Annotated in this window: 13 protein-coding genes and 2 pseudogenes; 5 read left to right on the top strand and 10 right to left on the bottom strand. The window is 76.1% G+C overall.

Going from position 1 to position 14,539, the window contains the following annotated elements; genetic code table 11:
- The 7 genes from ACYVOF_RS19380 to ACYVOF_RS19410 all read right to left on the bottom strand — a co-directional run.
- A partial coding sequence (locus ACYVOF_RS19380) for a hypothetical protein (protein ID WP_460869448.1) occupies positions 1-306 on the bottom strand: 306 nt, incomplete at its 3' end.
- Entirely contained in the window at positions 303-1,277 is a 975-nt protein-coding gene (gene mshB / locus ACYVOF_RS19385; RefSeq protein WP_460869451.1) for an N-acetyl-1-D-myo-inositol-2-amino-2-deoxy-alpha-D-glucopyranoside deacetylase, read from the bottom strand. The genes mshB and ACYVOF_RS19380, both read right to left, overlap by 4 nt.
- Complete coding sequence (locus tag ACYVOF_RS19390) at positions 1,274-3,166, bottom strand: ABC transporter family substrate-binding protein (RefSeq protein WP_460869453.1); 1,893 nt, start codon at positions 3,164-3,166, stop codon at positions 1,274-1,276. The genes mshB and ACYVOF_RS19390 overlap by 4 nt, the downstream gene beginning before the upstream one ends.
- A gap of 23 nt (positions 3,167-3,189) precedes the next feature.
- A complete protein-coding gene (gene typA / locus ACYVOF_RS19395; RefSeq protein ID WP_460869454.1) occupies positions 3,190-5,100 on the bottom strand; it encodes a translational GTPase TypA in 1,911 nt (636 codons plus the stop codon).
- A gap of 256 nt (positions 5,101-5,356) precedes the next feature.
- Positions 5,357-6,223 carry an NUDIX domain-containing protein gene (locus ACYVOF_RS19400; RefSeq protein WP_460869455.1) on the bottom strand — a complete coding sequence of 289 codons (867 nt, stop codon included), beginning with the start codon at positions 6,221-6,223 and terminating at the stop codon, positions 5,357-5,359.
- Positions 6,220-7,461, bottom strand: a complete 1,242-nt coding sequence (locus tag ACYVOF_RS19405) for a mannosyltransferase (RefSeq protein ID WP_460869457.1) — start codon at positions 7,459-7,461, stop codon at positions 6,220-6,222. The genes ACYVOF_RS19400 and ACYVOF_RS19405 overlap by 4 nt, the downstream gene beginning before the upstream one ends.
- A 107-nt stretch (positions 7,462-7,568) precedes the next feature.
- Complete coding sequence (locus tag ACYVOF_RS19410) at positions 7,569-8,855, bottom strand: acyl-CoA dehydrogenase family protein (RefSeq protein ID WP_460869459.1); 1,287 nt, start codon at positions 8,853-8,855, stop codon at positions 7,569-7,571.
- A gap of 145 nt (positions 8,856-9,000) precedes the next feature.
- Between ACYVOF_RS19410 and ACYVOF_RS19415 the strand changes: the two genes are divergently transcribed.
- The 3 genes from ACYVOF_RS19415 (at position 9,001) to ACYVOF_RS19425 (ending at position 10,496) form a co-directional block, all read left to right on the top strand.
- Positions 9,001-9,543, top strand: coding sequence for a GNAT family N-acetyltransferase (locus tag ACYVOF_RS19415; RefSeq protein ID WP_460869461.1), 543 nt, complete (start codon positions 9,001-9,003; stop codon positions 9,541-9,543).
- A 92-nt stretch (positions 9,544-9,635) separates the two neighbouring features.
- Entirely contained in the window at positions 9,636-9,875 is a 240-nt protein-coding gene (locus tag ACYVOF_RS19420; RefSeq protein WP_460869463.1) for a DUF6458 family protein, read from the top strand.
- A 132-nt stretch (positions 9,876-10,007) separates the two neighbouring features.
- Entirely contained in the window at positions 10,008-10,496 is a 489-nt protein-coding gene (locus ACYVOF_RS19425) for a C40 family peptidase (RefSeq protein WP_460869465.1), read from the top strand.
- A 6-nt stretch (positions 10,497-10,502) separates the two neighbouring features.
- Here the strand turns inward: ACYVOF_RS19425 and boxB are convergent, their stop codons facing one another.
- Positions 10,503-11,981, bottom strand: a complete 1,479-nt coding sequence (boxB, locus tag ACYVOF_RS19430; protein WP_460869467.1) for a benzoyl-CoA 2,3-epoxidase subunit BoxB — start codon at positions 11,979-11,981, stop codon at positions 10,503-10,505.
- A gap of 152 nt (positions 11,982-12,133) precedes the next feature.
- On the opposite strand from boxB, the gene ACYVOF_RS19435 reads away from it, so the two are divergent.
- Together ACYVOF_RS19435 and ACYVOF_RS19440 are read left to right on the top strand one after the other, a co-directional pair.
- Positions 12,134-12,586 (top strand): cupin domain-containing protein, encoded by a 453-nt coding sequence (locus tag ACYVOF_RS19435; RefSeq protein WP_460869469.1) that lies wholly within the window; start codon positions 12,134-12,136, stop codon positions 12,584-12,586.
- A 52-nt stretch (positions 12,587-12,638) separates the two neighbouring features.
- Positions 12,639-12,905 (top strand): DUF2277 domain-containing protein, encoded by a 267-nt coding sequence (locus ACYVOF_RS19440; RefSeq protein WP_460869471.1) that lies wholly within the window; start codon positions 12,639-12,641, stop codon positions 12,903-12,905.
- Here the strand turns inward: ACYVOF_RS19440 and ACYVOF_RS19445 are convergent.
- Positions 12,896-13,516: pseudogene (locus ACYVOF_RS19445) on the bottom strand (class I SAM-dependent methyltransferase); the annotation flags it as partial. The gene ACYVOF_RS19440 and the pseudogene ACYVOF_RS19445 overlap by 10 nt on opposite strands.
- A gap of 36 nt (positions 13,517-13,552) precedes the next feature.
- Positions 13,553-14,494 (bottom strand): annotated as a pseudogene (locus tag ACYVOF_RS19450) (NAD(P)/FAD-dependent oxidoreductase); the annotation flags it as partial.
- Between the last annotated feature and the right edge of the window lie 45 nt (positions 14,495-14,539).

Genomic DNA, 14,539 nt, shown 5'->3' on the forward strand with positions numbered 1-14,539 from the left:
CGCGCCGAGCAGCAGCAGCGCCCGCCAGTCGCCGACCAGCAGGGTGTCCCCGCCCGGGCCGGGGGATGCGGTGCCCAGCACGGTGAGCACCCACGCCCCCAGCGGCAGCGCGACCACCGCGGTGCGGCAGGTGGTGCGGCCCAGGGCGAGCACCGCCACCACGTTGGCGACGGCGGCGACGAGCGCCCCGAGCGGGACGGGCACGGCCCCGACGTACAAGGGCAGCAGGAGCACGGCGACCACGGCCAGGACGACGGTGTCGAGCACGACCACCGCGACGACGGCGACGTCGAGCAGCCGCCTCACGAGGGCACCGCGTCCGCCGGCGCCCCGCCGGTCCCCGTCCCGGTCGCGGCGGGCCCGGCTGCGGCGAGCCCGGGCACGTCGAGCCCGGCCAGCAGGTCGTGCTCGCGGCCGTCGGCGCCCCGCTCCCCCGGCTCGCCCGCGACGAGGACGTAGTGCTCCTCGGCCAGCACCGGCTGCGCGACGTCGTTGCTCAGGGCGTAGCAACGGTCCCCGGGCGCCACCGTCACCTGGGTGGCGTGGGCGCGCAGCGCGGCCAGCTTGGCGCCCAGCACGGGGCGGACGTCGACGACGGCGGTGACCTCGGCGTCGGGCACGCTCGGCAGCTCGTCGCGCGCCGGGGCGCGCCACGCCGCGGGCAGCGGGCCGAGGTCGGCCAGGCCCGCTCGCAGCGCCGTGCGCTCGACGACCGTCCAGTACACCTTGGGCACCGCCCAGGCCGGGCCCGCCCCGGGGTGCGCGGCGGGGTCGGCCGCAGCGGCCACGCCCGCGGTGGTGGCGGCGTGCACGCGCACGTGGTCGGGGTGGCCGTACGTGCCCGCGGGGTCGTAGCCGACGACGACGTGGGGCCGCAGCTCGCGCACCACCCGCACCACGGCCTCGGTGACGTCGTCGTCCGCGGCGCGGACGAAGCTGCGCGGGTGCTCGGCGGCGGGGGTGCCGGCCATGCCGGAGTCGCGCCACCGCCCGGCGTGGCCCAGGAAGCGGGGGGCCGCGACGCCGAGGCGGGCCAGCGCGGTGGTCAGCTCGCCGATGCGGAAGCCGCCGAGCTGGTCGGCCTCCTCGGCGACCAGGTGGGCCCACCGCGGCCCGATGACCTCGCCCTGCTCGCCCAGGGTGCAGGTGAGGACGGTGACCTCGGCCCCCGCCGCGACGTAGCGCGCGATGGTGCCGCCGGTGGTGATGGACTCGTCGTCGGGGTGGGCGTGGACCAGCAGCAGCCGGGCGCGCCCGTCCCCCGCGGGCCCGCTCACGACACCACCCGCAGCCAGGACGGGGCGCTGGACAGGGGCCCGGCGACGAGGCCCGACCCCAGGTCGACCCCGGTCACGTCGGAGCGGACGGAGAACACGGTGCGGTCCTCGTAGAGCGGCAGCCACACGTGGGCGTCCCACAGCAGCGGCTCGGCCTCGGCGAGCACCGCGGCGGGGTCGGCGTCCCCGCGCAGCGCGGCCTCGATGGCCGGCTGCAGCGCGGGCAGGCACACCCCGGAGAGGTTGGCGCCCCGGCTCGCGGTCACCTGCGACGGTGTGGCGGTGGTGGTGGGCGCCGGCGTCGTGGTGGCGGCGGTGCTGCCGGCGGCGGTGCCGGTGGTGGTGGGCGTGCCGGCGGCGGTCGTGGTGGGGCAGCCGAAGCGCGACGCCAGCGCGGTCGCCGGGTCCCGCCCGCTGGCGGCGCGGGTGACCACGAGGTCGACCCGGCCGGCCGTGAGGTCCTCGCCGAGCAGGGTGGCCGACGGGGTGGTGGCCGCGCTGGCCACGATCCCGGCCGCGGTGAGCTGGTCGGCCGCCGCCTGGGCGAGGGTCACGGCGACCGGGTCGGCCTCGTCGGCCCCGACCACCACCGCCAGCGGAGCGCCGCCGCGGGTCAGCGCGCCGTCGACCGAGCGGTAGCCGGCCGCGACGAGCGAGGCCACCGCGGCCGAGGCGGACGGGCGGTCCGGCGCGGTGGGGGTGTAGCCGAACGCGGCGGGGGCCCGCACCTGCGCCCGCGCGGCGGGGGCGGCGTCGACCCCGCCGGACCCGACGGTGCGCAGCACGTCGGGGTCGAGCACCCCCAGCACGCCGGCCCGCACCACCGGGTCCGACAGCGTCGCCGACGTGGTCGAGGCCACCACCCCCAGCGTCGAGGCCTGGACCACCGGCAGCGTGCGGGTGCCCGGCACCAGGCCCAGCTGCGCGACGGTGGCCGCGCCGCCGTGCACCAGCGAGGCCTGGGTGTTGCCGCTGCGCAGCGACGCGGCCAGCGCGGTGGTGCTCGTCGTGCGGCGCAGCAGGATGGTGTCGGGCGAGGCGGGCGCGTCCCAGAAGCGGTCGTTGCGGACCAGCTCGACCTCACCGCGGTCGCGGTCGACGCGCATCACCCCGAAGCGGGCGCCGGAGACGGGCAGCCCGTCGTCGAGCGCCGAGGCGAACCCGCCCGGCGAGTCCTTGAGCAGGTGCGACGGCAGCAGGCCGGTGAACAGCTCGCGCCAGGCCGGGTAGGCCGAGGCGAACGTGACGGTGACGGTCTTGCCGCCGTCGGAGGACGCGACGTCGCGGACGAGGCCGTAGCCGGCGGGGTCGACCACCCCGGGCTGGCTGGTCATCTGCTCCCACAGGTAGCGGAAGTCCTCGGCGGCGATGGGCGCCCCGTCGGACCACTGCGCCTCGCGGCGCACCGTGTAGGTGACGGTGAACGGGGCGGTGGACGTGACCTCCGCGGAGACCAGCAGCGAGGGGTCGAGCTGCCAGGACGTGGGCTGCGGGGCCGGCTCGTCGCCCGCGGTGGACGCCGCGGTGGTGCCGACCCCCTGGGGCCGGAAGGCGCTGGGCAGCACCAGGTCGGCCACCGCGGTGGAGACGGGCGTCAGGTCGGCCACCCGGTGCGGGTTGAACCCCGGGCCCAGGTCGTCCACCTCGACGACGAGGGTGCGGGCCGGGTCGCCCGGGGTGGCGGGCAGCGGCGCGGCCGTGGTCGTGGTGGCCGTCGGCCCCGGCACCGGGGGCGGCGGGTCGGCGGTGCAGCCCGCCAGCGCGACGAGCACGGTCACCGCCAGGGCCGTCGCGGCCGGGCCGAGCCTGCGACGCGCGCCCTGCACCGTGCCGTCCCCCCGGGAGCCGTCGAGCCCGACCGCGGTGGCCGGGGACCGCCATCGTGCCACGCGGCGCGCGGCTGGCAGCCGGCTCAGCCCGCGACGGCCTTGTCGCGTGCCTTGCTGCGCGAGCGCTCCCGCGCCCGCTCGGTGGAGTCGAGGAGCAGCTTGCGGACCCGGACCACGTCGGGGCCGACCTCGACGCACTCGTCGGTGGCGCAGAACTCCAGGGCGCCCTCGAGGCCCAGCACCCGCGGGCGGGCCAGGGTCTCCATGACGTCGGCCGAGGACTGCCGCATGTTGGTGAGCTTCTTCTCCCGGCACACGTTGATGTCGAGGTCCTCCGAGCGGGGGCTCTCCCCCACCACGTGGCCGGCGTAGGTGGCCGCCCCGGGCTCGACGAAGAACGTGCCGCGGTCGGCCAGCTGGATCATGGCGAACGGGGTGACCGAGCCGGCGCGGTCGGAGACCAGGGACCCGGAGTGGCGGCTGCGGATCTCGCCGGCCCAGGCGTCGTAGCCCGCCGAGTAGGTGTTGGCGATGCCGGTGCCGCGGGTGTCGGTGAGGAAGTCGGTGCGGAAGCCGATGAGGCCGCGGGCGGGGACGACGAACTCCATGCGGACCCAGCCGGTGCCGTGGTTGACCATCTCCTCCATGCGGCCCTTGCGGGCGGCGAGGAGCTGGGTGACGGCGCCGAGGTGCTCCTCGGGGACGTCCACGGTGAGGTGCTCGAACGGCTCGTGGACCTTGCCGTCGACCTCGCGGGTGACGACCTGCGGCTTGCCGACGGTCAGCTCGAAGCCCTCGCGGCGCATCTGCTCGACGAGGATGGCCAGCGCCAGCTCGCCGCGGCCCTGGACCTCCCAGGTGTCGGGGCGCTCGGTGGGCAGCACGCGCAGCGACACGTTGCCGACGAGCTCGGCGTCGAGGCGGGACTTGAGCAGCCGCGCGGTGAGCTTGGTGCCGCCGTTGCGCCCCGCCAGCGGCGAGGTGTTGATGCCGACGGTGACGGAGATGGCGGGCTCGTCGACGGTGATCCGGGGCAGCGCCACCGGGTTCTCGACGTCGGCCAGGGTGTCGCCGATCATGATGTCGCCGATGCCCGCGATGGCGAGGATGTCGCCGGCCTCGCCGTGGTCGGCGGGGACGCGCTCGACGCCCTCGGTGCGCAGCAGCTCGGTGATCTTGACGCGGGTAGTGACGGGCTCGCCGTCGGGGCCGTCGTGCATCCACGCGACCTGGCTGCCCTTGCGGATCTCGCCGGCGTGCACCCGCACCAGCGCGAGGCGGCCGAGGAAGCTGGAGGCGTCGAGGTTGGTGACGTGGGCCTGCAGCGGCGCGTCCGGGTCGCCCTTGGGGGCGGGCACGTACTCCATGAGCAGGTCGAACAGCTCCTGCAGGTCCTCGGCGTCGGGCACCTCGCCGTCGCCGGGCTGCACCCGGGAGGCCTTGCCGTTGCGGGCGGAGGCGTAGATCACCGGCAGGTCCAGGGCCAGCTCGGCGGCGTGCGCGGCCTCGTTCTCCAGGTCGCTGGCCAGGTCGAGCAGCAGGTCGTGGACCTCCTCGACGACCTCGCTGATGCGGGCGTCGGGCCGGTCGGTCTTGTTGACCACGAGGATGACGGGCAGCGAGGCGGCGAGCGCCTTGCGCAGCACGAAGCGGGTCTGCGGCAGCGGGCCCTCGGAGGCGTCGACGAGCAGGACGACGGCGTCGACCATGCTCAGCCCGCGCTCGACCTCCCCGCCGAAGTCGGCGTGGCCCGGGGTGTCGATGACGTTGATCACCACGTCGCCGTCGGCGGTCTTGCGCCGCACCGCGGTGTTCTTCGCGAGGATCGTGATGCCCTTCTCGCGCTCCAGGTCGCCGGAGTCCATGACGCGGTCGACGAGCTCGGCGCGCTCGGCGAAGGCGCCGGACTGGCGGAGCATGGCGTCGACCAGGGTCGTCTTGCCGTGGTCGACGTGGGCGACGATGGCGACGTTGCGGAAGGCGGTGCGGGACACGCTGGCTGGCTCCTCGGGGCTGGCGCACCTCGGGGGGCGTGCGCGCACGGCGGCCCCGCGGTGCGGGGCACAGATGACCTCGGCGGCGAGGTCGTGGCGTCGTCGGCCGGGCACGACCAGCAGGTCCTGGGCCACCGTCGGCGCGCCACGGGGCGCGCCGCGCGGACGCGACGACACCCCATCGTAGCGCGTCGACGTCCCCCGCCCCGCCCCGTCGGGCCCGGGAGCGGCCGCCGGGGTGGGCGTCGGGGCGCTCTCAGGGGGCGAGCAGCGGGGCCAGGTCGGGCAGCCAGCCGCGGTCGGCCTCGACGACCTCGAGCCCGGCGAGCTCGGCCGCGCCCACCCACCGCACCTCGGAGTGCTCCCGGAGCACCGGCTCCCCGCCCCGCAGCCGAGCGAGGTGCGCGCGCAGCACGCGGCCGTCGGCCAGCGGCACGTCGGCCCCCACCTGCCCGGCGACGTCCACGGCGAGGTTTAGCTCCTCCCGGATCTCCCGGGCCACCGCCCCGGCCGCGGTCTCGCCCGGGTCGACGCCCCCGCCGGGCAGCTCCCAGAGCCCGGCCAGCTCGACGGGCCAGGTGCGGCGGGCGACGAGCAGGTGGCCGCGGTCCACGACGGCGCCGGCGGCGACCACCTGGGTGCCCTCGGCCGCGGCCAGCAGCCGGGCGGCCGACGTCACGGCGCGGTGGCGGGCCGCGAGCACCCCGCGGCCGACCCGGCGCAGCACGAGCAGGTCGGCGAGCCGGCCCAGCGGGCCCCACGGGGCCGTCCAGGTGACGTCGTCGCGGACGCTCGTGCCGCCGCCCGCCCCCACCAGCGCGGTCCGGTGGTCCAGCGCCGCCCCGCCCCCGGCGACCAGGCGGGGTGCGCGCAGCAGGGTGGAGACCTGCTCGCGGAGGTCGGAGCGGGTCAGCCGCACCGCCACCTCGACGGGGGCACCGAGCACGGCGAGCCGGAAGACCACCTCGTCGCCGGGGACGAGCAGGCCGCCGCGGCGGCCGACGACCTCGGCCTCGTGCCCGGCGTCGCGGACCGAGCTGCGCAGCACCTCGACCGAGCGCACCGCCCCGGAGACCGCGGCGGGCGGCAGGTCCAGGTGGTGCGCGGCGGCCAGCCTGCTCACGCGTGGGCCGCCGGCTCCCGCGGGACGGCCGTCGCGCGGTCGGGGGCCGGGCGGGGCCGCAGCGCCAGGACGACGAGCAGCGCGACCGCCCCGACCGGGTACACCGCGTCGACCACCGCCTCGAGCAGGGGGCGCTGCACCTGCCAGATGGTGGGCTGCAGGTCGAGCAGCAGCTGCACCAGGCTGGTGAGCAGCACCAGCGCCCACAGCGCGGCCAGCACCTGGGCCGGCCGCCAGCCGCGCAGCGGGCCGTGCACCAGCCACAGCAGCGCGGGCACCAGCCACACCCAGTGGTGGCTCCACGAGATCGGGGACGCGAGCAGCCCGACGAGCTGAACGACGACGAGCGCGCCGAGCCGGTCGTCGGGGTCCAGCCGTCGCCAGGCCAGCGCGGCGAGCACGAGCACGACGGCCACCGCCCCCGCCCACAGCGCGCCCATCCCGATGTCGTGGCCGACGAGGCGGCTCAGCGCCCCGCGCAGCGACTGGTTGATGGCGGAGCCGACCGGGCCGATGCGGTCGGTGTCCAGCCCGACGTCGGTGAAGTAGGACGCCGCCTCCGACCCGAGGGCGAGGATCGACACCCCGACGGTGGCCGCGAACACGACCGCGGAGGTCACCGTGGCCGCGAAGCGGCGGCGCAGCAGCAGGTAGGCCCCCGTCACCGCGGGGGTGAGCTTGACCCCGGCGAGCAGCCCGACCAGCAGCCCGGAGAGCCACCAGCGCCGGCTGCGCACCGCGAGCAGCGCGCCCAGCACGAGGAACACGTTGACCTGGCCGAAGTTCAGCGTGGTGCGCACCGGCTCGAACCACACCGCGACGGCGGTCCACACCAGCAGCAGCGAGCGCCAGCGGGGGGTGCGCACCGCGTCCCGGCCGACCACGAGCTCGGCGGCGACCCGCAGCACCCCCCACAGCGCCGCCACCGTGGCCAGCTGCCAGGCCACCCCGAGCGGGGTGAACGGCAGCAGGTGCAGCGGGGTGAAGAGCAGCGCCGCGAAGGGCGGGTAGGTGAACGGCAGCGGGAAGTCCGGCGTGGCCGCGGCGTAGGTGAAGGAGTACAGCGAGCCGTCGAGCGCCGCGGCGCCCCCGCCGGAGTAGACGCGCAGGTCGACGAGGTCCAGGCCCGCGCGCGTGCCCAGGGTCACCCAGAGCCGGACGGCGACCGAGACCAGCAGCGCCAGCGGCGCGCCCCGGCGCAGCAGCGGGCCGGCGGCGGGGAAGCGCTGCACGTCCACCCTCCCCGCTCGGCCCGCGCACCCGGGCCCGGGTCGCGCGCCCACGATCCCACCACGCTCGCGCACGGGTCGAGCCCGGCCCCGCGCGGCGCGCCGGGGCCGGCGGGTCAGACGAAGGCGCCGACCCCGGTGACGGCGCGGCCGACGATGAGGGTGTTGATCTCCCGGGTGCCCTCGTAGGAGTAGAGCGCCTCGGCGTCGGCGAAGTACCGGGCCACGTCGTTCTCCAGCAGGATCCCGTTGCCGCCCATGAGCTCGCGGGCGTACCCGACGGTCTCGCGCAGCCGGGTGGTGCAGAACGACTTGGCCAGGGCGGCGTGCTCGTCGAGGTAGACGCCCTGGTCCTGCAGCTGGGAGACCCGGATGGCCATGCCCAGGGAGGCGGTGACGTTGCCCAGCATCTTGGCCACCAGGTCCTGGATGAGCTGGAACCCGGCGATGGGCTGGCCGAACTGCTCGCGCTCCTGGGCGTAGGCCACGGCGTGCTCGTAGGCGCCGATCATGCAGCCGACCGCGGACCACGCGACGCTGCCGCGCGTCAGCCGCAGCACCTCGCCGGTGTCGGAGAACGAGTTCGCCCCGGCCAGGTGGTTCGCGTCGGGGATGCGGCAGCCGTCGAAGACGAGGTCGGCGTTCTGCACGGTGCGCAGCGAGATCTTGCCCTCGATCTTGGTGGCGGTGAAGCCGGGCGTGCCCTTCTCCACGACGAAGCCCTTGACGGAGTCGTCGTCGACGTCGCGGGCGTAGACCACGACCAGGTCGGCGAAGGTGCCGTTGCCGATCCAGCGCTTGCCGCCGTCGAGCACCCACTCGTCCCCGTCGCGCCGGGCAGTGGTCTCCAGCCCGCCCGCGACGTCGGAGCCGCCGTGGGGCTCGGTGAGGCCGAACGCCCCGACCAGGTCCAGGGCGTGCATGCCGGGCAGCCAGCGCTGCTTCTGCTCCTCCGAGCCCAGCAGCGCGATGCTGCCCATGGCCAGGCCGTTGTGGACGCCGAGGAACGTCGCCATCGAGGCGTCGACCCGGGCCACCTCCATGGTCAGCCAGCCGGTGAACAGGTTGGAGCCGGCCGGGTGCTCGTCGGTCTCGTGCGCGTTGCCCACCAGGCCCGCCTCGCGGAAGCCGGGCACCAGGTGGTGCGGGAACTCCGCCTTGGCCCAGTACTCGGTGACCTCGGGGGCCACGGTCTCGGTGAGCCAGGCCCGGGCGCGGAACACGGTGGCGAGCTCGTCCTCGCTGAGCAGCTGCTGGTAGCCGAGGAAGTCCCCGGGCAGCAGGTCCTTGGCCACCGCGTCCATCCCCGGGTCGACGATCGGGCCCGGGTCGCCGTCCTGCCCCGTGGCCAGCACGTCGGTGTCGGTGTCGGCGGCGCCGCCGCTGTCCGGTCCTCTGCTCATCGCGCACTCCCCGTCCGGGCCACGGCGTGGACATCGTCGGCCCGCCGGCGCTGCGACCTCTGCGGCCCATGGTGCCCCGGACAGGGGCCCGGTGGGGGCGGTGCCCCGGACAGGGGCCCGGTGGGGGCGGTGCAGGATGACGGCCGTGGTGGGGACCGGGGGGCTGGCGCTGCGCGCCGCGGGCACGGCCGACGTCGACGCGGTGGTGGCACTGGTGCAGTCCGCGTACCGCGGGGACCCCAGCCGCGCGGGCTGGACCACGGAGGCCGACCTGCTGGCCGGGCAGCGGACGGACGCCGAGGCGGTGGCCGCGGAGGTGGCCGACCCGGCGCTGACCGTGCTGCTGGCCGAGCGCGCCGGGACGCTGCTGGCCTGCGTCCAGGTGGCCGACCGCGGCGACGGCCTGGCCTACGTCGGCGGGTTCGCGGTGCGCCCCGGCGAGCAGGGCGCCGGGGTGGGCCGGGCCGTGCTGGCCGCCGCGGAGGAGCACGCGCGGGCCCGCGGGGCCGGGCGGGTGGAGATGACGGTCATCGCGCAGCGCACCGAGCTGATCGCCTGGTACGGCCGGCGCGGCTACGCCGCCACCGGGGAGACCCGGCCGTTCCCCTACGGCCAGGAGCGCTTCGGCGTGCCGCTCCGCGACGACCTCCACTTCGTGGTGCTGGCCAAGGACCTGCCCGGCGGCTGACGCCCGGGCGCGGCGCCCGGGGGCCTGCGGCCGGTAGGGTCGGCCCCCGACCACCCGCGGTGCGGGGCCACGACGGGCGAGACGGAGCAACCATGGGCATCGGTGCGGGCATCGTCCTCATCGCGATCGGCGCGATCCTGCGGTTCGCGCTCACCCCCGACGCCCAGGTCAACCCGGTCGTCAACCTCGGCGTCGTCGGCGTCATCCTCATGATCGTCGGCGTGCTCGGCGTCATCCTCGACCTGGCCGTGCTGATGCCCCGCCGGCGCCGCACGGTCGACGAGCCGCGCACGACCTACCAGCAGTACCCGGACGACCCCTACCGGCGGTAGGGCCTGCGGCCCTGGGTCCGAACGCTCCACCCCGGGTGCGGGGTCCCGTGTCCGGTCCCTGGTGACGAGGCGCACACCGCAGGCACGGCCGGTTTGCCCGAGCCCCGGCCGGGCTGCCTAGCGTCGCTCGCCATGCAGACGACCACCCGCACGTCCGACGCACGCCCCTCCCGCACCACGGCCCTGCGCCGCGGCGCCGCCCGTCTCGGCGCGGCCGCCGCGCTGAGCGCCGGAGCGCTGACCCTCGCCCCGGCCGTCGCCCAGGCGTCCACCGCGGCGACCCAGGGTGCGGTCGACGTGGCCCTGGCCCAGGTCGGCGACCCCTACGTCTACGGCGCCGCCGGCCCGGACACCTTCGACTGCTCCGGGCTGGTGCAGTACAGCTTCGGCCAGGTCGGGGTCGCCTCCCCGCGCACCACCGGCGACCTGCAGGGCTGGGGCACCCCCGTGGCCACGGACGCGCTGCAGCCGGGCGACCTGGTGTTCTCCTACGGCGGCGGCCACGTCGGGATGTACGTCGGCGACGGCAGCTGGGTCGACGCCCCCGACGTGGGGCAGACCGTCGAGGTCACCCCGGTCCCCTGGGCATCCGTGACCAGCGCGGTGCGCCCGCCGGTCTAGCCCGGGTCAGGCGAGGGCCTCGTCGGCCAGGTGCACGTAGTCGAACTCGACGGGCTGGTCGTTGATGCCCGCCTTGGGCGGCGCGATCCAGCCGGCGAACTTGCCCGCCTCGTACTCCGGCACCATCAAGGCCGCCACGGCGGCCCGGTCGGCCGCGGTCGGCAGCCACCCGTCCCGCGCCTCGTCCCACTCCGCGTCGCTCAGCACGCGTCCCTCGGGGCTGAGGTGGTGCCCGGAGTAGTTGCCGACGGCGCGGTTGAAGCCCTCGTGCGGCAGGTAGAGCCGCTCGGTGAGCCCCGCGTCCTCGAGGGCCTGGTTCCAGCGGCGCACGCCGTTCTCGCAGTCGGCCACGTACTCGTCGCGCAGGTCGGCGTTGAGCGCGGTCAGTGCCGGCACGGTCTCGGCCACGACCTCGCCGTCGACGACGCGGTTGACCTCCCGGGTGTCGCCGTGCAGCTCGTGGTCGTCCTTGCGGCGGGTCTCCATCCACCGGCCCTTGAGCCCGGCGGTGTAGTACGCGGCGACGTTGGTGGAGCGCTCGGAGCCGAACAGGTCCATCGACACGGAGAACTGGAAGTTCAGGTACTTCTGCACCACGTCGAGGGGGATCACACCGTCCGACGGCTCGGCCGGGCCGCCCTTCGCGGCCATCACCTCGGCGGTGCGCTCGACCACGCGCTGCACCCCGGTGGTGCCCACGAACATGTGGTGGGCCTCCTCCTTGAGCATGAACTCGCAGGTGCGGGCGAGCGGGTCGAACGCGGACTCCTTGAGCGTGCCCAGCTGGTACTTGCCGTCGCGGTCGGTGAAGTAGGTGAACATGAAGAACTGCAGCCAGTCGGTCGTCTCCTCGTTGAACGCGCCGAGGATGCGCGGGGAGTCGAGGTCGCCGGAGTTGCGCTTGAGCAGCTGCTCGGCCTCCTCGCGGCCCTCCCGGCCGAAGTAGGCCTGCAGCAGGTAGACCATCGCCCAGAGGTGGCGGCCCTCCTCGACGTTGACCTGGAACAGGTTGCGCATGTCGTACAACGACGGGGCGGTGGCGCCGAGGACGCGCTGCTGCTCGACCGACGCGGGCTCGGTGTCGCCCTGCACGGTGATCAGCCGCATCAGCTCGGCGCGGTACTCCCCCGGCACCTCCTGCCACGCGGGCTCGCCCTTGTGCTTGCCGAAGGCGATGGTGCGGTCGGGGTTGCGCTCGGCCAGGAAGATGCCCCAGCGGTACTCCTCCATCGGCACGTGGTCGAAGTGCGCCCAGCCGTCACGGCCCACGGCGATCGCGGTGCGCAGGTAGACGTCCTTCGTGGGCAGCGCCGGGCCCAGGGCCTTCCACCAGTCGAGGAACTTGGGCTGCCAGCTCTCCAACGCGCGCTGCAGCCGACGGTCGCCCGCGAGGTCCACGTTGTTGGGGATGCGCTCGCTGTAGTCGATGCGGCTCAGCGGGCCGGTGGGGGTGGGCGCGGCGCCCGTGCGCTCGGTGGTGGTCACGGCAGACCTCTCGTCGTCAGCGGGTGTCCTGGACCACTGTCTACACCTTGCACGATGCGGCAGCAACAGGTTGTAGAACGACGTCCGTGTGTGATTGCTGCACCCAGGACGCGAGGTTTCGTTCACAGCCCGGGCGGGGCACGCTGGCGGCCATGACCGACTGGAAGCACGACGGCGTGCGGGTCGTCCCCGCCGACGCCCTCGACGACCGCACCGCGCAGACCCCCGGCATGCACCGCGAGGCCGCGGTCACCGGCGAGCGCACGGGCTCGCAGAAGCTGTGGGCGGGCACGGTCACCATCCACCCCGGCGCGCAGACCGGGGCGCACCACCACGGCGAGCTCGAGAGCGTCATCTACGTGGTCAGCGGCCGGGCCCGGATGCGCTGGGGCGAGCAGCTCGAGTTCACCGCCGAGGCGGGGCCGGGCGGGTTCATCTTCGTGCCGCCGTGGGTGCCCCACCAGGAGATCAACGCCCTCGACGACGAGCCGCTGCGCTGCGTGCTCACCCGCAGCGGGCAGGAGCCGGTCGTGGTCAACCTCGACGTCGACGGGGTGGCCGACCCGGAGACGGTGGCCTGGGTCGACCCGCACCACCCGGCCTGACCCCGGCCGCACGAGCCGCCCGCGCGGTCGTCCCCGGTCCTAGCCTGGGGCCATGTGCCGGAACATCCGCGTCCTCCACAACTTCGAGCCCCCCGCGACGGACGACGAGGTCCACGCCGCGGCGCTGCAGTACGTCCGCAAGGTCAGCGGCGCCGCCAGGCCCTCGCAGGCCAACGCCGAGGCCTTCGACCGGGCCGTGGCGGCCGTGGCCGCCGCGTCCCGCGAGCTGCTCGACAGCCTCGTGACCACGGCCCCGCCGAAGGACCGCGCGGTCGAGGCGGCCAAGGCCCGCGAGCGCGCCGCCCTGCGCTACGCCTGACCGCCCTGCCGCCGGCGCGCTCGCAGCACCGCGTCCGGCACGTCGTGCGTCTTGCCCGTGTCGGGGTGGGTGCGTCGCCGCGGCCGGGTCTCGCAGACCTGCACCTCCCACCGCTCCGGGTCGAGCAGCGACGCGGCCTGCTCGGGGGTGAACGTCATGTCCTGCACCGGCGCCTGCGGGCCCCCGCCGTGCCCGTGGCCCTGCTCCCCGGCGGGGAACCAGTGCCCGACGAGCAGCAGCGTGCCGCCGGGCCGGACCGCCCGGGCGAGCCGGGTGAACAGCGCGTCGCGCGGCGCGGGCACCCAGTGGAAGTACTGCGCGGACACCAGGTCGTACTCGCCCGCCCCCGCGTCCCACTGCCCGAGGTCGGCCTGCTGGAGCTCGACCGTGAGGCCCTCGCGCTCGGCCTGCGCCGCGGCCCGGGCCAGCGCCACCGCCGAGATGTCGATGCCGGTGGTGTCCCACCCGCGCCCGGCGAGCCACAGCGCGTCGGCGCCCTCCCCGCAGCCGACGTCCAGCGCCCGGCCCGGGGCCAGGTCCGCCGCCTCCGCCACGAGCTGGGGGTTGGGCTCCCCGCTCCAGATGCTGTCGGCGGCGCCGTAGCGGTCCTCCCACGTCTGCCGGGCGAAGAAGTCCGCCGACTCCCGGGCCTGCTCGACGGCGCGGCGGCCGTCCTCGGCGACCAGGTCCCCGTGCACCGCCGCACCCGCCATGAGCCCCTGCCCGGCGGCGACCACCACCTGGGCCATCGGGTCGGTGACGTTGCCCGCCACCCACACCCCGGGCACCGCCGTGGCGCCGCGGGGGTCCGCGGGCACCCGCCGCGCCATCACGTGCTCCCCGGCGAGGACGTCCTCCACCTCGAGCCCGAGGGACTCCAGCAGCGCCGAGCGGGCGACGAACCGGGGGGCGACGACGAGCGCCTCTCGCGCGACGACCGTCCCGTCGGCCAGCCGCACCCCGGTGAGCGCGTCGCCGGTCACCTCGAGCTCGACGACCTCGCCGTCGACGACCCGCACCCCCAGGGCGAGCAGCGTCTCGGCGTCGGCGTCGGCGAGCGCGGGTCCGGTGTGGGTGAAGAGGGTGACGTCCGGCGTGAGCGCCCGGAACAGCTGCGCCTGGTGCACGGCCGCCGGCCCGGTGGCCAGGACGCCGACCGCCCGGCGCCGGACCTCCCAGCCGTGGCAGAAGGGGCAGTGCAGCACGTCGCGACCCCACCGCGCGGCCACCCCGGGCACGTCGGGCAGCTCGTCGACGAGCCCGGTGGTGACGACGAGCCGCCGGGCGAGGAGCACCTGCCCGGCCGCGGACACGGTGAACCCGTCGCCCGTGCGCTCGACCCCGTCGACCTCCGCGGTGAGCACCTGCCCGCCGTAGGAGGCGAGCTCGTCGCGGCCCCGGGCGAGGAGCTCGAGCGGCGGCACGCCCTCCTGGCCGAGCAGGTTGTGCGCCCCGTCCGCGGGGGCGTTGCGCGGCCGTCCCGCGTCGACGACCACCACCGAGCGCCGGGAGCGGGCCAGCGCCACCGCTGCCGCCAGCCCGGCCGGGCCACCGCCGACCACCACCACGTCCACCTGCTGCTGCGTCATGGGACCACCGTGGACCGCCCCCGGCGAACTTGACAAGTCCCGTTG

This window comes from Rhodococcus aerolatus, from assembly GCF_054783215.1.

Excerpts from the sequence above, each read along its gene's own strand:
- ACYVOF_RS19420 (WP_460869463.1), top strand. The coding sequence starts at position 9,636 with ATGGGCATCGGTGCGGGCATCGTCCTCATCGCGATCGGCGCGATCCTG.
- ACYVOF_RS19440 (WP_460869471.1), top strand. The coding sequence starts at position 12,639 with ATGTGCCGGAACATCCGCGTCCTCCACAACTTCGAGCCCCCCGCGACG.
- ACYVOF_RS19425 (WP_460869465.1), top strand. The coding sequence starts at position 10,008 with ATGCAGACGACCACCCGCACGTCCGACGCACGCCCCTCCCGCACCACG.
- ACYVOF_RS19410 (WP_460869459.1), bottom strand. The coding sequence starts at position 8,855 with ATGAGCAGAGGACCGGACAGCGGCGGCGCCGCCGACACCGACACCGAC.
- ACYVOF_RS19435 (WP_460869469.1), top strand. The coding sequence starts at position 12,134 with ATGACCGACTGGAAGCACGACGGCGTGCGGGTCGTCCCCGCCGACGCC.